Origin of the sequence: Jeotgalibacillus alimentarius, from assembly GCF_000829445.1 — a bacterium.
Taxonomy (GTDB): domain Bacteria; phylum Bacillota; class Bacilli; order Bacillales; family Jeotgalibacillaceae; genus Jeotgalibacillus; species Jeotgalibacillus alimentarius.
Map to the genome: position 1 here is coordinate 36,980 of NZ_JXRQ01000003.1, position 19,249 is coordinate 56,228.

The window sequence follows — 19,249 nt, forward strand, 5'->3', positions numbered from 1 at the left end:
GAGGGGGTTTTATTTCTATGAGCTTTTGAGTTAATTAAGTGACCTTTTGGAATAATTGCGTCAGCTTTAGCGATTATTCTCTCACCTTTCAGGTCGATTCGATATGCCATGATTCATTCGCTCATCTTAAAGGTTAATTCTATCACCAATTTCATTATTCAATCATGTCGACTATTTATTCTATCACCTTTTTTCTAAGGCCGTTGCCCGTTGCATAGAAAAAACGCCCGTCCAGCTCCCAGACCTGAGTCTGTCGGAGCTAAACGAGCGCCTTTCACTTTTCTGATGTCTAGCTGCAGTGGGCAGCTCCTCGAGTCATAAGCCACAATGAGAAAATGGAGAAGTTCGCCCATTTCTCTCATTGCGTCTTATGCTTGTCGGAGCTAACCGCCCACTTTCACTTTTCTATATGACCCGTACGGGATTCGAACCCGTGTTACCGCCGTGAAAGGGCGGTGTCTTAACCACTTGACCAACGGGCCTCGTATGGTGGCGGCAGAGGGGATCGAACCCCCGACCTCACGGGTATGAACCGTACGCTCTAGCCAGCTGAGCTACGCCGCCATTAATGAAGCACAAGTTATATAATACATAGCGCGTCATGAAGTGTCAATATTTTTTTCGCAAATTGATCATCGTACTTTTCGCAGGAATCCGTCGAACATTTTTGTGTGCCGGCTATGCTATTTTGACAAACTCTTTCGTTCTGATCTTTTTATAATAGGCGCAATAAGAAATGAAGGAGTGGACCTGCAAGATGGCAAATGTGCATGAAGCAAATTTTGAACTGACAAACGCGCTCGCTCTGAACAGATCAAGAAAAAAAGAAGGCAGGAAACTGAATGTGATGAAATGGTTGTATGACAAAGGAATCTTTCATCTGCTGGCAGGGTTTATGCTTGGCCGTGCAGTGGTGATGGTTCAGTTTATGCCGTTTGCACTGCCGTTTTTTGCTGCAGTGATGATCATGCAGCGCCAGAAGTCTCCTTATACATTTGCCGGCTTAACAGCAGGGGCTGCTGCACTTGGTCTGCTTCCCGGCCTGTATACAGCTACGATCCTGCTGCTTTACTATGTCAGCTTCGGTTTGCTCAGAAAGTATGCGGGTAACCAGTTTGTTGCAGCCGGCCTGGCAGCGGCTGTCACTGGTGTTGTCAGAACGCTCTATACCTGGGCGCTTCAGCCGCTTGACTGGATGACAGGATTTTATATTCTGGCAGAAGCCGCGATGACTGGTGTTCTGCTGCTGATCTTTCTGCAGAGTTTTCTCGTATTAACAAAGGGAAGGCGAAGCGCTTATTCCCATGAAGAACTTGTTGCGCTATCTGTACTGGCCGCCTGCATTGCGCTGGGCCTGACAGGACTCATGGCGGGCGATCTGGTCATCAGTCACGTGGCCGCGCGTTATGTTGTACTGGCTGCTGCACTTTCAGCAGGGGCACTTGTCGGGTCTACCTCAGGTGTTGTGATCGGGCTTTTGTTCTGCCTGGCTTCATTTGCATTTATTCCGGAAGTGGCACTGTTAGCGGTAGCAGGGCTTCTTGGCGGTCTGTTAAAAAGTGGTGGGCGTGTGGGCGTGGTGATTGGCTTAATGCTTGCAACGCTGCTGACTGGCTTGATGATGGAGAATCCTTTACGTCTTGAATTCTCATTATATGAATCTGCAGTAGCTGCGCTGCTTCTTTTTCTGACGCCTTCAGTATGGGTGCGTGCTTTAGCGCGGCACATCCCCGGTTCTGAAGAATATGCAGAAGAACAGCAGCAGTATGCCAAAAACGTGAGGGACGCGACGGCTGAAAAGGTGGAGCATTTTTCAGCTGTTTTCAAAAAGCTATCTGACAGCTTTTCTGATACTGAGCCGCCAGCAGCAGAATTTGAAGGCGCGTCTGATCAGCTGATTGGACAAGTCACGCAGCAGACGTGTGATCATTGTTTCAGAAAAGAATTCTGCTGGTCTGAACATTTTGACCGTACATATGAATGGATGACCTCGCTTGCAACCAGGGGTGAGCCTGAATCTGACTGGACTTCGTACTGTGTAAAATCCGTTTTGATGAAGCAGGAGTTTGAGCGGCACCATCAGGAAAAGGCAGTCAGTCAGCTGATGCAGCAGCATATGCAGGAAGGAAACCGGTTTGTCGCCAGACAGCTTTCAGGGCTTGCGGATGTCATGAATCAATTCGCAAGCGAGCTTCAGCGCGAGACGAGGCAAAATGATGAGCAGGAAGAGAAAATCGTGGAGGAACTGCAGGAGTATGGCGTGCGGGCGGATCAGGTAACGATTCATTGTCTGGAAACAGGAAGGGTGGATCTGGATATTTTGCTGCCGTTTCAGGAAAAGCACGGTGAATGTGACAAGCTGATAGCGCCAATGCTGTCATCTATTTTGCATGAAACGGTGGTGGTCTATCAAAAAGGGGACCTTCCGCCGCCGTATTACGGTACAGCCGCCACTTTCCGGTCCGCTAAAGCCTTCCTGGTTCAATCAGGTGTCGCGCATGCTGCCTATGCAGGAGGACTTGTATCAGGCGACAGCTGTACCGCTGTGCCAATTCACGAAGGTAAGTTTGCCGCTGCGATTTGTGACGGGATGGGCAATGGTCAGAAAGCCAGAAAGGAAAGTGAGGAAACGATTGGCCTGTTAGAGGAAATGCTAAAGGCGGGTATAGAAGAAGAACTGGCGATCAAATCGGTGAATTCTATTTTAACTGCAAAAAGAACGGGTGATATGTATTCAACTGTTGATCTGGCAATGATTGACCTTCAGCATGCAGGGGCAAGGTTTTTAAAGGTGGGGGCTGTCCCGAGTTATGTGAAGCGCGGCAGGCAGATTCAGATGATTGAAGCTGCCAATCTGCCACTTGGTTTCTTTCATGAAATGGAGATGGACGTGCTTGAGTGTCAGTTAAAGGCTGGAGATATGCTGTTTATGATGAGCGACGGGCTGATGGATGGCCTGCGCTCTATTGAGAATCCGGAGAGGTGGATGCGGCGTCAGATCTCAGAGCTTGTGACAACTGATCCTCAGGAAGCTGCTGATTTACTTGTAGAAGCCGCCGTGCGGGCAGCAGGCGGGTCAATCAATGATGATATGACAGTAGTGGCTGTAAAAGTGGATCATCAGCTGCCGAAGTGGGCAGCGATTCCTTTAAAAAGGAACACAGGATAAGATTTGCATGACCCTCTCTGTCTTCCTGTATACTAATGAGAAACAAAGGATCAGAAAGGGTATCAGTATGGATGAATTTCAACTGAAAGTGATGAGGTATTGCAGTGAGCATCAGCTGGTCTCACCGGGGGACCATGTGCTGATTGGTGTCTCGGGCGGACCGGATTCGCTCGCGCTTCTTCATTTTGTCCTGCATAGCGGTCTGAATGTAAAGCTTGCAGCAGTGCACGTTGACCATGGATTAAGAGATGGTTCTGCAGAAGATGCTGCGTTTACTGAAGCGTTCTGCCAAAAGCATGACCTTCCATTTTACTTATTAAAAGCGAATGTGAAGGAAAGAATGCATCAGACCGGGGAAGGTGTGCAGGAGGCCGCACGAAAAGTCCGCTATGACTATTTTGAAAAAATAATGACTGAGACAGGTGCAGGTGTGTTCATGACAGGTCAGCACGCAGATGACCAGGTTGAGACGATTTTATTCAGGCTGATGCGCGGCACCTCTATGCGTGGAGCTGCCGGTATCCAACCTGTCAGAAATTTTGCGCCTGGAAAGTTAGTGCGGCCTTTTTTAGCTGTGACTAAAAGTGAAATCGAACAATATTGTGAACAGCATCACCTGAATCCGAGAAGAGATCCGACCAATGAGCGTGATGCATATACGAGAAACCGTCTGAGAAATCATGTGATTCCTCTCTTGAAAAAAGAGAATCCGCTCCTTCATGAGGCGTTTGGACGCTTTTCTGAAGAGCTTAGTGAAGATCAGGCGTATCTTGAGGACCAGGCTGAAAAAGCACTGGGTGATGTGTGCCTTTCAAAGTCACGTGAACGTTTGCATCTTTCAGTAGAAAAATTTCGGAGTTATGGTCTTCCTTTACAAAGAAGAATGATTCATCTAATATTAAATTATCTGTATGCAAAAGTACCCACATCATTATCTTCAGCGCATACGCGCGCGATACTCGATCTGCTGAAACAAGCGCATCCGTCCGGGGATCTTCACCTGCCTGAATCACTGACTGTAACCCGATCATATGAAGACGGTTATTTTCATTTTCAGCGTGAAACAAAAGCTCAGCCTTACACTTTTACAATAGATAAGGCGCAGCTGACGGATCTGCCTGATGGACATCAGCTTGAAGTGCGGAGCGGAGAGTTCGTGCCGGCTAAGCCGTATCTGGACCTGATCTATGTATCTGAATCATCCATGCCGCTGACGGTGAGAAGCCGCAGGGAGGGTGACAGGATACAGCTGCCCCATGGCAACGGGTCTAAGAAGATAAAAGATGTCTTTATAGAAAAGAAGGTACCTGTGCATCTGCGCCATCAGCACCCGGTTATCACGGACGCTGACGGAAAGGTACTTTGGCTTCCGGGACTGCGCAAAGCGCCGTCTGACGGAAAACCTGCTGCATATACGTTAATTTACTATTAGGATCTTCTAGGAGGACATTGTTCGTGTTAAATAAAGACATCGAGAAAGTATTGTATACCGAGGAACAGCTTCAGGAAAAAATCAAGGAGCTTGGCACTGAGCTGACAGCTGAGTATCAGGACAAATATCCGCTTGCAATCGGCGTGCTAAAAGGTGCTATGCCTTTTATGGCTGATCTGATCAAGCGTATGGATGTATATCTTGAGATGGATTTCATGGATGTTTCAAGCTACGGGAACTCAACGGTTTCTTCAGGTGAAGTAAAGATTGTCAAAGATCTGAACACGAAGGTGGAAGGCCGTGACATTCTGATCCTTGAAGATATCATCGACAGCGGACTGACACTGAATTATCTTGTTGATCTGTTCAAGTACCGTAAAGCAAAATCAATCAAAATTGTGACCCTGCTTGATAAGCCAAGCGGACGTAAGGCTGACATCAAAGCAGATTATGTTGGATTCATTGTGCCGGATGAGTTTGTTGTAGGATATGGACTTGACTATGCGGAACGTTATCGTAACCTCCCATACATCGGTGTACTGAAGCCTGAAATTTATACAGATTCCGAGTAAAATAGAGTTGAAGGCAGAGCATGCTGTGAGCAGGCTTATTGGTTGTCACTCTTTATTTTACTGTGATAGTATTGGTATTAGTTTTCTTGACCGTGGGAGGAGGTAAGGGATGAACCGTATATTTCGAAATACGATATTTTATTTGATTATTTTCCTCGTCATTATTGGTATTATTGGCCTATTTAATAATGGGAACCAGCCAAATGAGGAACTCACATATGGTGAATTTTTAAATGCACTGGACAGTGGGGAAGTAACGGAGATTGAAATCCAGCCTGACAGAAGCGTGTACAATGTGCGCGGACAGCTCGAAGGCTATGAAGAAGCTGAGTATTTCCTTACAAATATTCCATTTGAAAGTTCAGCACTAGAAACAATTGATGAAGTAGCACAGGCGAATAATACTGAGGTGAATGTGCTTAAAGCCCCTGAAACAAGCGGCTGGGTAACATTCCTGACAACGATTATTCCATTTGTGATCATCTTCATTCTATTCTTCTTCCTGCTTAACCAGGCTCAGGGAGGCGGCGGTGGCCGTGTCATGAACTTTGGTAAGAGCAAGGCGAAGCTTTATACTGAAGAAAAGAAAAAAGTCCGCTTTAAGGACGTTGCAGGGGCTGACGAAGAGAAGCAGGAACTTGTCGAAGTTGTTGACTTCCTAAAGGATCCCCGTAAATTTACTGATGTTGGTGCACGTATTCCTAAAGGGATTCTGCTTGTCGGGCCTCCGGGTACCGGTAAAACACTTCTTGCCCGTGCGGCAGCAGGTGAAGCAGGCGTACCATTCTTCTCGATCTCCGGTTCAGACTTCGTTGAGATGTTTGTCGGTGTCGGGGCATCACGTGTACGTGACCTGTTTGAAAATGCGAAGAAAAACGCACCATGTATCATCTTCATTGATGAAATTGATGCAGTTGGACGTCAGCGTGGCGCAGGTCTTGGCGGTGGACACGATGAACGTGAGCAGACGTTGAACCAGCTTCTTGTTGAGATGGATGGTTTCGCCGGTAACGAAGGAATCATTATGATCGCAGCAACAAACAGACCTGACATCCTGGACCCTGCATTACTGCGTCCTGGCCGTTTTGACCGCCAGATCACAGTAGACCGCCCTGATGTAACAGGTCGTGAAGCTGTCCTGAAGGTTCATGCAAGAAACAAACCGCTTGCTGAAAACATCGATCTTAAAGCGATTGCCCAGCGCACACCGGGCTTCTCTGGTGCAGACCTTGAGAACCTGCTGAATGAAGCTGCCCTTGTCGCAGCGCGTCGTGATAAGAAGAAAATTGATATGGGCGATATCGATGAAGCAACAGACCGCGTTATTGCCGGTCCTGCGAAGAAGAGCCGCGTGATCTCTCAAAAAGAGAGAAAAATTGTTGCCTTCCACGAAGCAGGCCATACAATTATCGGGGTGGTACTCGATGAAGCCGATATGGTTCATAAAGTAACGATTGTCCCTCGTGGCCAGGCTGGCGGTTATGCCGTTATGCTTCCGAAAGAGGATCGCTACTTCATGACAAAACCTGAATTGCTGGATAAAATCACAGGCCTTCTTGGTGGTCGTGTGGCGGAGGATATTATCTTCGGAGAAGTATCAACTGGTGCGCATAATGACTTCCAGCGTGCGACAGGCATTGCCCGCCGCATGGTAACTGAATTTGGTATGAGTGATAAGCTCGGACCGCTTCAGTTCGGTCAGGCACAGGGTCAGGTATTCCTTGGCCGTGACTTCAACAGTGAACAGAACTATTCTGATCAGATCGCTTATGATATTGATACAGAAATTCAGCGTATTATTAAAGAGTGCTATGCACGAGCGAAGACGATTCTTACAGAGAACCGTGAAAAGCTTGAGCTTGTAGCTGAGACACTTCTTGATATTGAAACACTTGATGCTGAGCAGATCAGACACCTTGTGGATCACGGGAAATTGCCGGAGCGTGACTACGGTCATGATGACGACAATAATCGCAAAGATATTACAGATGAGTCAAAAGAGCTTGAATCAGAAGAAACATCTGTTACGACTGATGAGGAGATCAATAAAGAAGAGAAATCTTCAGAAGATCTTCTGAAAGAATCTAAAGAGGGTACGCCTTCTGAAGAGGATCAGCGAAATAAAGAATAATCACCTGATCTAAGGTGCAGGATCCGCGGTTCCGCGTAAACGGGGCCGCGGATTTTTTGACGAATTGAGGGCGTATAGTCAGGCTACCCTGGCTTGCTTTTACAGGTCAGAACAGTGTGTTTTCCGGTCGGTATTTGTTATTTGCGGGTCACCAACAACGACTTTTCGGTCACATTCAGCCGTTTACCGGTCACAATTGTTATGACAGGCTTCTACCATTAATGCACCCGCACCCATTTCAGAATATGGTAAAATAATTTCAGTGTATACCCTAATAAGGCGTGGTGAATATAGATGTTATTTGTATTGGATGTTGGGAATACCAACACAGTTTTAGGTGTGTATGAGGGAGAGGAGCTCCGCTACCACTGGCGTGTGGAGACAAACCGTCATAAAACGGAAGATGAGTATGGCATGCTTGTGAAGAATCTGTTTGAGCATGTCGGATTAACATTTTCTGATTTCGACGGGATTATTATCTCCTCTGTTGTACCGCCTGTCATGTTTCCACTTGAAAGAATGAGTCAGAAGTATTTCCACCTGAAGCCGCTTGTTGTCGGTCCGGGCATGAAGACAGGTCTGAATATTAAATATGATAATCCGAAAGAAGTCGGAGCAGATAGAATTGTTAATGCGGTCGCTGGTATTAAAGAGCATGGCGGCTCATTAATTATTGTAGATTTTGGGACGGCGACGACTTATTGCTATATCAATAAAAATCGTCAATACATGGGCGGTGTGATCGCTCCGGGTATTGGGATCTCAACTGAAGCGCTGTATGCAAAAGCAGCCAAACTTCCACGTATTGAAATTGCCCGTCCTGAAATGGTCGTGGGGAAAAGTACGGTTTCTGCAATGCAGGCAGGTATTGTTTATGGCTATGTGGGGCAGGTTGAAGGCATCGTTTCACGTATGAAAAAAGAAGCGGGTGAGCACGTAACTGTCATTGCTACAGGCGGTCTTGCTTCACTTATTGCCAAGGAATCAGATATTATAGATATTGTTGATCCGTTTTTAACATTAAAAGGACTTCAGTTAATATACAAACGCAACGTTGAATGAAAGGAGATTTTTTAACATGAAAGATTATATGGTACGCGCGCTTGCTTATAATGACCAGGTGCGTGCATATGCTGTAAATACGACAGCTGCTGTGCAGGAAGCGCAGGACCGTCACTACACGTGGCCGACTGCTTCTGCTGCGCTTGGCAGAGCGATGACTGCAGGTGTCATGATGGGTGCAATGCTTAAAGGCGACAATAAACTTACGGTGAAAGTCGAAGGAAACGGTCCGCTTGGCATGATCCTCGTTGATAGTAATGCTAAAGGTGAGGTAAGAGGTTACGTCACAAATCCTCAGACGCATAAAGACCTGAATGAGCAGGGGAAGCTTGATGTAAAAGGTGTTGTCGGTACTGAAGGAACACTGACGATCGTAAAAGATCTTGGTATGCGTGATAACTTCACAGGTCAGGTACCGATTGTCTCAGGTGAAATTGGTGAAGATTTCACGTACTACTTTGCATCGTCAGAACAGGTGCCATCATCTGTTGGCGTTGGCGTCCTTGTCAATCCGGATAATACCATTTTAGCAGCGGGCGGCTTCATCATTCAGCTGATGCCTGGTGCGGATGAGGAAACGATTGAAAAGATTGAGAAGCGCCTCGGCACGATTCCGCCTGTATCTAAAATGATCCAGGAAGGTCTTGCTCCTGAGCAGGTGCTGGACACTGTCCTTGGTGAAGGAAACGTCAGAATTCTGGATTCTATGCCAGTTGCTTTTGAATGTAACTGTTCCAAAGAACGCTTTGGCAATGCCATTATCGGTCTTGGCAAAGAAGAAATCCGTGCAATGATCGAAGAAGACGGAAAAGCAGAAGCAGAGTGCCACTTCTGCCGCGAAAAGTATGAGTATACGAAAGAAGAATTAGAAGCTTTTTCAGAAGAGGCTAACTAGGAGATGGCTGAGATTCGTAAAAGACGACTTAAAGCTAAGCCGCTTTTATATATCATTGGTTTTCTGATGGTGACGAATCTGATTTTCCTGATTGGCTGGATCACAAAAGACGGAGCACCACCTGATGCTGAGGCAGAGGTGGTGGCTCAGGTCGGTGATGAAGAAATCACGCGTCAGGAATGGCTGCACGCAATTGAAGTGCGCCATGGAAAAGAAATTCTCCAGCAGCTGATCAATCAGTCAGTCATGGAGCAGTCAGCTGATAAATATGATGTCGCTGTGTCAGAAGAAGAACTTGATCAGGAACTGTCTATGCTGCGATCAGTTCTCAATGTCTATGATCAGGCATCTCTTCCGAATGAAAGTGTACTGAAAGAAGAGCTGAAAACAGATCTGATACTCGAAAAGCTGATTGCAACTGAAGCAGAAATTTCCGAAGAAGATCTTCGTACATATTACGATGAAAATGAAGAACTCTATTCAGTACCTGAGATGTACAGACTATCACAGATTGTGCTGCCGACAGCTGAAGATGCTGCGAAAGCCATGGAAGAACTTGAAAACGGTTCCTCATTTGAAGCTGTGGCAAGAGAGCGCTCGATCGATCCTGTTACGGCAAGCCAGGGCGGGCAGCTGGGATTTATTCCGGAAAATACGGAGTCAGTTGATGCAGCTGTTTTGGATGCTGCCGCCAGCGTGTCGCCGGGTGAATATACGGATGCTTTTCAGACACCAAACGGGTACACCATTCTTTTCGTTCACGAAACGGTCCCCGGGGTGAAATTCGAATTTGAAGAAGTCCGCGGGAAAATTGAACGTCAGCTGGCGCTTGAAAAAATGACAACGCCTGTGACAGCAGAATCTTTCTGGGATGACTATTCAATCGACTGGTTCTACGGCCCTGCCGAATAATCAAAATAGTTGAAATTTAACAGTTCTCTTGTTACATTTGCATTATGTTAAACCGATCACATTACTAGGGATTAGGAGTGAGGTAAAATGGTACGCATTGCAAATAATATTTCTGAATTAGTAGGTCAGACACCGATCGTTAAACTGAACCGGCTGCCAGATGAAAACTCAGCAGAGGTCTACCTGAAGCTGGAGTATATGAATCCAGGCAGCAGTGTGAAAGACCGTATTGCCCTTTCAATGATTGAAGCGGCAGAACGCGATGGTAATCTGAAAGAAGGCGACACAATCATCGAGCCGACAAGTGGGAACACTGGAATTGGTCTTGCGATGATTGCCGCAGCAAAAGGCTACCGCTCAGTACTGGTCATGCCTGAGACGATGAGTATGGAAAGAAGAAACCTGCTTCGCGCTTATGGAGCAGAGCTTGTCCTTACACCGGGACCGGACGGCATGAAGGGTGCGATTAAAAAAGCTGAAGAGCTGGCAGAGGAAAAAGGTTACTTTATGCCTCAGCAGTTCAAAAATGAAGCAAACCCTGAAATCCACCGCCGCACAACAGGTAAAGAAATCGTGGAACAGATGGATCAGCTTGATGCATTTGTATCAGGCATCGGAACTGGGGGAACGATTACAGGTGCAGGTCAGGTACTTAAAGATCACTACAAAGACGTAAAAATCTATGCAGTAGAGCCTGCGGACTCAGCAATTCTGTCAGGCGGGAACCCCGGCCCTCATAAAATCCAGGGAATCGGTGCAGGCTTCGTCCCGGATATCTTGGACACTAAAATTTACGATGAAGTCATTCAGGTGACAAATGAGCAGTCATTTGAAACAGCCAGAAGAGCTGCCCGTGAAGAAGGCATCCTCGGCGGTATTTCGTCAGGTGCAGCGATCTATGCAGCGCTTGAAGTGGCGAAGAAGATGGGTAAAGGTAAAAAAGTGCTGGCTGTGATTCCGAGTAACGGCGAACGTTACCTGAGCACACCGCTTTATCAGTTTGAAGATTAATGGTGAGAGCAGTCCCTTGGCGGGGGCTGTTTTTTTGTTGGGTCGTGTAATGGTGGTTCGAGGGTAAACCCGCGGTGTTCGCGTTATGCCCGCCCGTGTTCGGTGGATAAGACGGATGGTTCGGCGTAAAACCCATGGTGTTCGACGTTTGCAGCTCCATGTTCGCCACATAGTATCTTTTGACCTATGCCGTCATCCTGCCCACCGCCATCCCGACTCCGCAGTAAAAAACCGGAACTCATCCTAAAAGGACAAATTCCGGTCTTCACATTATGCCCGCCCGATTACGCGGACTTCCTTTTCCAAATCAACGCCAAACTTCTCTTTAACTGTTTTCTGCACGTGCTGCACAAGATTCAGATAATCTTTTGCTGTTGCATCGCCTTTATTCACGATAAAGCCGGCATGCTTCAGTGATACCTGGGCGCCGCCGATCTGAACACCCTGCAGGTTTGCGTCCTGAATCAGTTTTCCGGCGAAGTGGCCCGGCGGTCTTTTGAATACGCTGCCGCATGATGGATATTCAAGCGGCTGCTTGGACTCCCGCAGATAAGTGAGCTCATCCATTTTTGCTTTGATGACGTGCTGCTCGCCTTCTTCAAGAACGAATTCCGCTTCAAGTACGATCCAGTTTTTCTCCGGGATTGCACTTGTACGGTAATCAAACGCCATTTCTTCAGCAGGCAGTCTTTTTACTTCGCCTTCAGGGGTGAGGACGGTCACGTGTGTACAGACATCTTTGATTTCGCCGCCGTACGCACCGGCATTCATATAGACTGCGCCGCCTACGCTTCCCGGGATTCCGCATGCGAATTCGAGTCCGCTGAGTGAGTGGTCGTGTGCGGTTCTTGATACTTCGATGATTGGGGCACCTGCTTCTACTGTGATCAGCTGATGCTCAATCGTCATATTCGTCAGTGACGTTGTTAAAATAACAAGCCCTTCAATGCCGCCGTCCTGAATCAATACGTTTGATCCGTTGCCGAGCACCATCCATGGCAGGTTATTCTTTTTTGCAAAGGTAACGGCTTTCGTCAATTCTTCAATTGACTCAGGAATCGCAAGGTAATCTGCATTCCCGCCGATTTTTGTATACGTATAATCTTTCAAAGGTACATTCTTTTGAATCATATTGTGCCTCCTGTGTGTTTCTGCTTTCTGTAAGTATAGTCACAGTTTGCAAGGGACGTTCGTCATTTACATACAAAAGCTCCTCCTCCAGAAAAGAGCCTGGCAAAAGGAGCTGCTTTAATGAATAAAGTATATGGAAATTCAGCGTAAACGTCAATTTTTTATCAGATGTCCGTGTACCACCTGATGAATTGTTTCGTGTATGATTGAGGAAGAGTCTGCTTACTGGGAGTGAAACTTCTTGAGTTCATACACAATTACTTATCAAACCACAAAAACAACGTTAGATACGTTTTATTATACAGCTCAGAAAATGGCTGAGCATGAAGAGCGCTACCTGTTTTTAGAAAGTGGCAGAGGCGGCCGGTACAGTATTGCCGGTGTTAAACCGTTTGCCTGGGCGAGCGGGAAAGAGGACCGCCTTTCTGTTGTCGAAAATGGGGAAGAAACGGTGTTCGAGGGGGACGTGCTGAAAAGTCTGCTTGACTGGATGGCACCGTACCGCACTGAACCAAATCCTGAGCTGCCGGATTTTCAGGGTGGTGCGATCGGTTATATCAGCTATGATTATGTCCGCTCGATTGAAAAGCTGCCTGAGTCCGCAGCAGATGACCTCGATCTGCCGGATGTCTGCTTTTTAATGTTTGATGAGTGGATGGTATTTGACCATCAGACAGATACGCTTTACTTTATGATTCTTCATCATTATGAGGAGCCAGCTGATGCAAAGCTTGAGCAGCTGATCAAACAGTGGAAGGAATCATTTTCTCAGGAAGCGCCTGAGCGGTCTGTGCCGGTTAACCCGTCTGATGACATGACGGTGTCAATGGAGGAAGCATCGTTTTGTGAGGCGGCGGAAGCAATCCGCACGTATATCGCCCAGGGTGATGTCTTCCAGGTGAATCTGTCTGTTCGCCAATCCAAACCGCTTGCTGTAAAAGCTGCTGATGTATATGAAGAGGTGCGGAAGCTGAACCCTTCACCGTATATGTCTTACCTGCATTTACCTGATATGCAGATTGCGTCTGCATCACCGGAGCTTTTGGTGAAAAAAGCCGGAACAGAGCTCAGCACACGGCCGATTGCCGGAACACGCTCACGCGGGAAGACGCCTGAAGAGGATCAGTCGCTTGCAAATGAATTGATTCATAACGAAAAAGAACGTGCTGAACATGTGATGCTTGTAGACCTTGAGCGCAACGACCTTGGCAGAGTGAGCAAATATGGCAGCGTTGAAGTCAATGAATTCATGGTGATTGAAAAGTATTCACACGTGATGCATATCGTATCCAACGTCCGCGGGACACTGGATGAAAAGTATGATGAAGCGGATGTCATCAGGGCTGTATTTCCGGGAGGGACCATTACGGGAGCGCCGAAAGTCCGTACCATGGAGATCATCGAAGAACTCGAACCGGTCAGAAGAGGGCTGTATACAGGCTCAATCGGCTGGATCGGCTTTAACGGGGACCTCGAGCTTAATATCGTGATCCGCACGATGCTTGTCAAAGATGGACAGGCCTACGTCCAGGCAGGTGCCGGCGTTGTGATTGATTCCCACCCGAATAGAGAGTATAAAGAATCGCTGAAAAAAGCGCGTGCGCTCTGGCAGGCGAAAGATCAGGCGGAAGGAGTGACCACGCAGTGATTTTGATGATTGATAACTATGATTCATTTACCTATAACCTCGTTCAGTTCTTAGGGGAGCTTGGAGAAGAGCTTGTTGTAAAGCGTAATGATGAGATCACCATTGATGAAATTACACAGATGAACCCTGACTTTCTGATGATCTCACCGGGGCCGTGCAGTCCGGATGAAGCGGGTATCAGTCTTGAAGCGATCCGCACATTTGCAGGTAAGATTCCGATCTTGGGGGTATGCCTCGGTCACCAGTCGATTGCACAGGTATTTGGCGGCAACGTTGTCCGCGCAACGCGGCTGATGCACGGGAAAACCTCAGATATGTACCATGATGGTAAAGGTGTCTACAAAGACTTGCCGATGCCGTTTACTGCAACGCGCTATCATTCACTGATTGTGGAGAAGCATACGCTGCCTGATGAGCTGCTGATTACGTCCTGGACGGATCAGGGGGAGATCATGGGCATCCGTCATACAGAGCTCGCGGTTGAAGGCGTGCAGTTTCATCCGGAATCGATTATGACAGACCAGGGTAAGAAGCTGCTGCAGAATTTTCTCAATGCCTACCGTGTCCATGAGGCTGAGCGTGTATGAAACTCTGGCTGGATGGACAGGTCATAGAGGAAGCTGATGCGCGTATTTCGCCGTTTGATCACGGCTTTTTGTATGGAATGGGCGTCTTTGAGACGTTTCGGACGTATGATGGTTTTCCGTTTTTAATTGGAGATCATATAAAGAGGCTTCAGTTTGCACTGGATCAGATGAATATCCAGGCTGAACTGAGCACAGCATCGGTCATGCAGATGATTGAAGAACTGAGAGTGGCAAACGGCGGGGAGGATGGATACTTCCGTCTGAATGTGTCTGCTGGTGAGCGGGAAATAGGGCTTGACCCGTCTCCTTATACGCGCCCGTTGGTGATGCTTTTACAAAAGCCGCTCGCTGCACCACCGGCTGAGCGTCATGCGCAGTGGATCAAGCTGCCCCGTAACACACCGGAAACTGCTGTCAGATTGAAATCGCATCATTATTTTAATAACCTTGCTGCAAGAAGAGAAGTGCCTGATGCAAAAACAGAAGGGATTTTCCTGACAGCGGACGGAATGATCTCTGAAGGGCTTGCCTCTAACGTGTACTGGGTAAAGGGTGACACGCTTTACACACCGGACGTAACAACAGGTATGCTTGCAGGCGTCACGCGAAAAATGGTCCTCTCACTCGCACGTGCTGAAGGCATTCCGGTTCGGGAAGGCCGCTTCACGCAGTCAGATGCTGAAGGTGCCAGTGAATGGTTCGTGTCTAACTCCATTCAGGAAGTGGTGCCGATCACACAATTTGAAGAGCGGGAGTTTCCTGACAGCGGTCCTGTATGCAGCAGGTTAAAGCATCTATATAAAAATAAGACCAGGCTGCACATTGAATCAGTTGAATGAGGTGAAAGAACATGAAAGCTGGCGCTTATACGCTGGATTTTAAGAAAAAAACATATGTTATGGGGATTTTAAATGCCACGCCCGATTCATTTTCTGATGGGGGTAGATACAACACAGTTGAAGCGGCAGTTGCCCATGCAAAACAGATGGCTGCTGAAGGTGCTGACATCATTGATATCGGAGGAGAGTCAACGAGACCCGGCTATACACCTGTATCGATAGAAGAAGAAATTGAGCGGGTCGTGCCGGTGATTGAAGCGGTTAAACGCGAAGTAGACCTGCCCATTTCAATTGATACTTTTAAAGCACAGACAGCTGAAGCCGCTGTAAAAGCAGGTGCAGATATCATTAATGATATCTGGGGTGCGAAATATGACCCAAAAATCGCTGAAGTGGCTGCACAGCACAACGTTCCGATTATTTTGATGCATAACCGGGAAAAGCGTGATTATCAGCATTTTCTATCTGATGTAGTGAATGACCTTGAGCAAAGTGTCGCAATTGCCCGGGATGCCGGCGTCAGAGAAGAGCAGATCGTGCTTGATCCGGGTGTAGGGTTTGCAAAAACTTTTGAACAAAACGTTGAAGTTACAAGGCATGTGGACCGCATAGTTGAGATGGGATACCCTGTGCTGCTCGGCACATCCAGAAAGTCAATGATCGGCAATATTCTGGACCTGCCTGCAGACGAGCGGACAGAAGGAACCGGTGCAACCGTATGCTACGGTATACAAAAGGGCTGTCACATTGTCCGTGTTCATGACGTGAAAGAAATTGTCCGCATGAGTCGTGTAATGGATGCGTTAATCGGAAAGGGTGAGTGACATGGATAAAATTAAAGTAAATGAAATGGAGTTTTACGGCTATCACGGAGTTTTTACTGAAGAAACAAAGCTTGGCCAGCGCTTTCGTGTGAATGCAATCCTCGAGCTGGACCTTTCCAAATCTGCAGAGTCAGATAATGTGGATGACTCCATTAACTACGCAGACGTCTACAACGTATGCAAAGAAGTCGTGGAAGGTGAGCCGCTGAAGCTTGTGGAAGCAGTAGCAGACAGAATCGCTTCGTGTATGCTCAGTGAGTTTAATATTCTTGACCGTATAACCATTGAAGTTGTGAAGCCTGACCCGCCGATCCCGGGGCACTACAACTCTGTTGCCATAGAGCTGACCCGGAGCAGAAACTGAATGGTTACAGCCTATCTGTCACTTGGCTCAAATATCGGGGATACAAAGCGTAATCTTCAGGAAGCGGTGAAGATGCTTGATGCTTCTCCTTCTATAGAAGTAACGAAAGTATCCTCCATTTATGAAACAGATCCGGTCGGCTTTACAGATCAGCAGGTATTTTTAAATATAGTTGCTGAAGTGAAGACAGAGCTTTCCGCTGAAAGTCTGCTGGATGAAGCGCAGAGGATTGAGCAGTCACTTGGCCGGGAGCGTAAAATCCACTGGGGTCCGCGTACGATAGACCTTGACATTCTGCTCTATCATTCAGACAATATACAATCAGACAGGCTGACCGTGCCACATCCCTATATGCGCGAACGCAGCTTTGTGCTTGTCCCGCTGAATGAAATCGCCGCAGAAGCTGTACACCCTGCGTCAGAAAAGTCGGTTCGCGAACTGCTCAATCACACTGGCAGTGAAGGCGTCCGTTTATGGAAAGAAACCGTTCATCAGCATAAAGAAAGCTTCCTTGCACTATAACCAGACTGCCGAGACCCATGGGCAGTTTTTTTATGCAGAAGAAGTCATCCTAGTAAAAAAGCCTTTAGGGGTGTACGCGCGTTATATATTGTGTAAAATAGACAGGTATTCAAAAAGATCAGAGACAATATTTGAATCATAGATAAAACAATGTAAAAGGAGTGACGAACATGAGTCAGGAAGAAATTAATGACCAGTTCCGCGTCAGACGCGAAAAAATGGAAGCGATTCGTGAACAGGGGAACGACCCGTTCGGTAAACGTTTCGACCGTACACACGCTTCAGAAGAAATCAAAAGCGAATTCGGAGAGCTGTCAAAAGAAGACCTTGATGAGACACCGCACGAAGTAACAGTAGCAGGCCGTATCATGACAAAGCGTGGTAAAGGAAAAGCAGGCTTTGCGCATATTCAGGATCTCCAGGGGCAGATTCAGCTTTATGTCCGTAAAGATGGAGTAGGCGAAGAAGCGTATGAACTTTTCAATACAGCTGACCTTGGAGATATCGTAGGAGTAAACGGAACAGTTTTCCGTACAAAAGTAGGCGAGCTTTCTATTAAAGCGACAAGCTTTGAACTCTTATCAAAATCACTTCGTCCGCTGCCTGAAAAATTCCACGGCTTAAAAGACGTTGAGCAGCGCTATCGTCAGCGTTACCTTGACCTGATTACAAGCGAAGACAGCAAAAACACTTTTATTGCACGCAGTAAGATCATCCAGTCAATGAGACGCTACCTGGATAACAACGGCTACCTTGAAGTCGAAACACCAATGCTGCATTCAATCGCAGGTGGAGCGGCAGCCCGTCCGTTTATCACTCACCACAATGCACTTGATATGGAACTTTATATGCGTATCGCAATTGAACTCCACCTTAAGCGCCTGATTGTCGGCGGACTTGAAAAGGTGTATGAAATCGGACGCGTATTCCGTAATGAAGGGATCTCAACGCGCCACAACCCTGAGTTCACAATGATTGAGTTGTATGAAGCTTATGCAGATTACAATGACATCATGGACCTGACTGAAAACATGGTTGCGCATATCGCACAGGAAGTTCTGGGCTCAACAGTCGTTCCTTACGGGGAATTCGAAGTTGACCTGACACCTAAATGGACACGTCTCCATATGGTAGATGCAATCAAAAAGGAAACAGGTGTAGACTTCTGGCAGGAGATGTCCAATGAAGAAGCACATGCACTTGCGAAAGAACACGGGATTGATGTAAAAGACAATATGGAATACGGTCATATTGTAAATGAATTCTTCGAACAAAAAGTAGAAGAAACGCTTATTCAGCCAACATTCATTTACGGTCATCCTGTAGAGATCTCTCCTCTTGCGAAGAAGAACCCTGAGGATGAGCGTTTTACTGACCGCTTCGAACTATTCATTGTAGGCCGTGAGCATGCAAATGCCTTCACGGAGCTGAACGATCCTATTGATCAGCGTGAACGTTTTGAAGCACAAATGAAAGAAAAGGCAGAAGGAAACGATGAAGCGCATGAAATGGATGACGATTTCATTGAAGCGCTTGAATACGGTATGCCACCAACAGGCGGACTTGGAATCGGAATCGACCGTCTGGTGATGCTGCTGACGAATTCTCCTTCTATTAGAGACGTACTGTTATTCCCACTGATGCGTCATAGAGACTAAATGACTTGAGCCGCTGCTTTTAAGCAGCGGCTTTTCTTTTTGAGCGTGAGCATAATACTGAGGCAGATCGCCTTTGTAATGGTTTGAAAGCTTGTTCAATCCAGTTGAATCGAAAGTGAATCATGTAATCTTAAAATTAATTTAACCTTTTTGATAAAAAACTATTGTCACATTGTAAATGCCGTGATATATTATTATTCGTTGCCGCGATAACACACGGCAGCAACAAAAAATAAAGTGAAAAAAGTTGTTGACATCAAGTCGGAAGACATGGTAAGATAACTGAGTCGCCAAAAACGACAAACACTTTTAAAGAAGCACTTGAACCTTGAAAACTAAACAACCAAACGTCAACGTTATAAGATTTTAAGTCTTTTTCGAACAAAAAAGACAATGAGCTTTTCAAACACTTTACGGAGAGTTTGATCCTGGCTCAGGACGAACGCTGGCGGCGTGCCTAATACATGCAAGTCGAGCGAACAGATGAGGAGC

General features: G+C 46.8%; 15 protein-coding genes, 2 tRNA genes, 1 rRNA gene and 1 pseudogene. 16 read left to right on the forward strand and 3 right to left on the reverse strand.

Annotated elements, in window-relative coordinates:
• Positions 1-410 precede the first annotated feature (410 nt).
• Positions 411-482 (reverse strand) — tRNA-Glu (locus KP77_RS00355).
• A gap of 5 nt (positions 483-487) precedes the next feature.
• Positions 488-564, reverse strand: a tRNA-Met gene (locus KP77_RS00360).
• Between the two features lie 193 nt (positions 565-757).
• Here KP77_RS00360 and spoIIE point away from each other — a divergent pair.
• The 8 genes from spoIIE (at position 758) to cysK (ending at position 11,184) form a co-directional block, all read left to right on the forward strand.
• Positions 758-3,169, forward strand: a complete 2,412-nt coding sequence (gene spoIIE, locus KP77_RS00365) for a stage II sporulation protein E (protein WP_052473888.1) — start codon at positions 758-760, stop codon at positions 3,167-3,169.
• Positions 3,170-3,236: 67 nt separating this feature from the next.
• Positions 3,237-4,601 carry a tRNA lysidine(34) synthetase TilS gene (gene tilS / locus KP77_RS00370; RefSeq protein WP_052473890.1) on the forward strand — a complete coding sequence of 455 codons (1,365 nt, stop codon included), beginning with the start codon at positions 3,237-3,239 and terminating at the stop codon, positions 4,599-4,601.
• Between the two features lie 23 nt (positions 4,602-4,624).
• Positions 4,625-5,173, forward strand: a complete 549-nt coding sequence (hpt, locus tag KP77_RS00375; protein ID WP_041120790.1) for a hypoxanthine phosphoribosyltransferase — start codon at positions 4,625-4,627, stop codon at positions 5,171-5,173.
• Between the two features lie 109 nt (positions 5,174-5,282).
• Positions 5,283-7,304 carry an ATP-dependent zinc metalloprotease FtsH gene (ftsH, locus tag KP77_RS00380; protein ID WP_041120791.1) on the forward strand — a complete coding sequence of 674 codons (2,022 nt, stop codon included), beginning with the start codon at positions 5,283-5,285 and terminating at the stop codon, positions 7,302-7,304.
• Between the two features lie 294 nt (positions 7,305-7,598).
• Entirely contained in the window at positions 7,599-8,366 is a 768-nt protein-coding gene (locus KP77_RS00385; RefSeq protein WP_041120792.1) for a type III pantothenate kinase, read from the forward strand.
• A gap of 16 nt (positions 8,367-8,382) precedes the next feature.
• Positions 8,383-9,261 (forward strand): Hsp33 family molecular chaperone HslO, encoded by an 879-nt coding sequence (hslO, locus tag KP77_RS00390; RefSeq protein ID WP_041120793.1) that lies wholly within the window; start codon positions 8,383-8,385, stop codon positions 9,259-9,261.
• A 3-nt stretch (positions 9,262-9,264) separates the two neighbouring features.
• Positions 9,265-10,173 carry a peptidyl-prolyl cis-trans isomerase gene (locus KP77_RS00395; protein ID WP_041120794.1) on the forward strand — a complete coding sequence of 303 codons (909 nt, stop codon included), beginning with the start codon at positions 9,265-9,267 and terminating at the stop codon, positions 10,171-10,173.
• 87 nt (positions 10,174-10,260) lie between these two features.
• A complete protein-coding gene (gene cysK, locus KP77_RS00400) occupies positions 10,261-11,184 on the forward strand; it encodes a cysteine synthase A (protein WP_041120795.1) in 924 nt (307 codons plus the stop codon).
• Between the two features lie 270 nt (positions 11,185-11,454).
• On the opposite strand, the pseudogene murB reads toward cysK, so the two are convergent.
• Positions 11,455-12,354 (reverse strand): annotated as a pseudogene (gene murB, locus KP77_RS00405) (UDP-N-acetylmuramate dehydrogenase); the annotation flags it as partial.
• A 202-nt stretch (positions 12,355-12,556) separates the two neighbouring features.
• On the opposite strand from murB, the gene KP77_RS00410 reads away from it, so the two are divergent.
• The 8 genes from KP77_RS00410 to KP77_RS00445 form a co-directional block, all read left to right on the forward strand.
• Positions 12,557-13,963 (forward strand): anthranilate synthase component I family protein, encoded by a 1,407-nt coding sequence (locus KP77_RS00410; protein ID WP_052473889.1) that lies wholly within the window; start codon positions 12,557-12,559, stop codon positions 13,961-13,963.
• The gene (gene pabA, locus KP77_RS00415; protein WP_041120797.1) at positions 13,960-14,550 is read left to right on the forward strand and encodes an aminodeoxychorismate/anthranilate synthase component II; all 591 of its coding nucleotides are present in this window, start codon (positions 13,960-13,962) and stop codon (positions 14,548-14,550) included. The genes KP77_RS00410 and pabA overlap by 4 nt, the downstream gene beginning before the upstream one ends.
• Positions 14,547-15,389 carry an aminodeoxychorismate lyase gene (pabC, locus tag KP77_RS00420; RefSeq protein WP_041120798.1) on the forward strand — a complete coding sequence of 281 codons (843 nt, stop codon included), beginning with the start codon at positions 14,547-14,549 and terminating at the stop codon, positions 15,387-15,389. Before pabA ends, pabC begins: the two co-directional genes overlap by 4 nt.
• 11 nt (positions 15,390-15,400) lie before the next feature.
• Positions 15,401-16,213, forward strand: coding sequence for a dihydropteroate synthase (gene folP / locus KP77_RS00425; RefSeq protein ID WP_041120799.1), 813 nt, complete (start codon positions 15,401-15,403; stop codon positions 16,211-16,213).
• Position 16,214: 1 nt separating this feature from the next.
• Positions 16,215-16,577, forward strand: a complete 363-nt coding sequence (gene folB, locus KP77_RS00430; RefSeq protein WP_041120800.1) for a dihydroneopterin aldolase — start codon at positions 16,215-16,217, stop codon at positions 16,575-16,577.
• Positions 16,578-17,099, forward strand: coding sequence for a 2-amino-4-hydroxy-6-hydroxymethyldihydropteridine diphosphokinase (gene folK / locus KP77_RS00435; RefSeq protein ID WP_041120801.1), 522 nt, complete (start codon positions 16,578-16,580; stop codon positions 17,097-17,099).
• 170 nt (positions 17,100-17,269) lie between these two features.
• On the forward strand, positions 17,270-18,757 hold the full coding sequence (lysS, locus tag KP77_RS00440) for a lysine--tRNA ligase (protein ID WP_041120802.1): 1,488 nt from the start codon (positions 17,270-17,272) through the stop codon (positions 18,755-18,757).
• Between the two features lie 410 nt (positions 18,758-19,167).
• A 16S ribosomal RNA gene (locus KP77_RS00445) occupies positions 19,168-19,249 on the forward strand; the annotation flags it as partial.

Excerpts from the sequence above, each read along its gene's own strand:
- KP77_RS00395 (WP_041120794.1), top strand. The coding sequence starts at position 9,265 with ATGGCTGAGATTCGTAAAAGACGACTTAAAGCTAAGCCGCTTTTATAT.
- folK (WP_041120801.1), top strand. The coding sequence starts at position 16,578 with ATGGTTACAGCCTATCTGTCACTTGGCTCAAATATCGGGGATACAAAG.
- ftsH (WP_041120791.1), top strand. The coding sequence starts at position 5,283 with ATGAACCGTATATTTCGAAATACGATATTTTATTTGATTATTTTCCTC.
- hslO (WP_041120793.1), top strand. The coding sequence starts at position 8,383 with ATGAAAGATTATATGGTACGCGCGCTTGCTTATAATGACCAGGTGCGT.
- spoIIE (WP_052473888.1), top strand. The coding sequence starts at position 758 with ATGGCAAATGTGCATGAAGCAAATTTTGAACTGACAAACGCGCTCGCT.
- cysK (WP_041120795.1), top strand. The coding sequence starts at position 10,261 with ATGGTACGCATTGCAAATAATATTTCTGAATTAGTAGGTCAGACACCG.
- lysS (WP_041120802.1), top strand. The coding sequence starts at position 17,270 with ATGAGTCAGGAAGAAATTAATGACCAGTTCCGCGTCAGACGCGAAAAA.
- KP77_RS00385 (WP_041120792.1), top strand. The coding sequence starts at position 7,599 with ATGTTATTTGTATTGGATGTTGGGAATACCAACACAGTTTTAGGTGTG.
- folB (WP_041120800.1), top strand. The coding sequence starts at position 16,215 with ATGGATAAAATTAAAGTAAATGAAATGGAGTTTTACGGCTATCACGGA.
- folP (WP_041120799.1), top strand. The coding sequence starts at position 15,401 with ATGAAAGCTGGCGCTTATACGCTGGATTTTAAGAAAAAAACATATGTT.
- tilS (WP_052473890.1), top strand. The coding sequence starts at position 3,237 with ATGGATGAATTTCAACTGAAAGTGATGAGGTATTGCAGTGAGCATCAG.
- pabC (WP_041120798.1), top strand. The coding sequence starts at position 14,547 with ATGAAACTCTGGCTGGATGGACAGGTCATAGAGGAAGCTGATGCGCGT.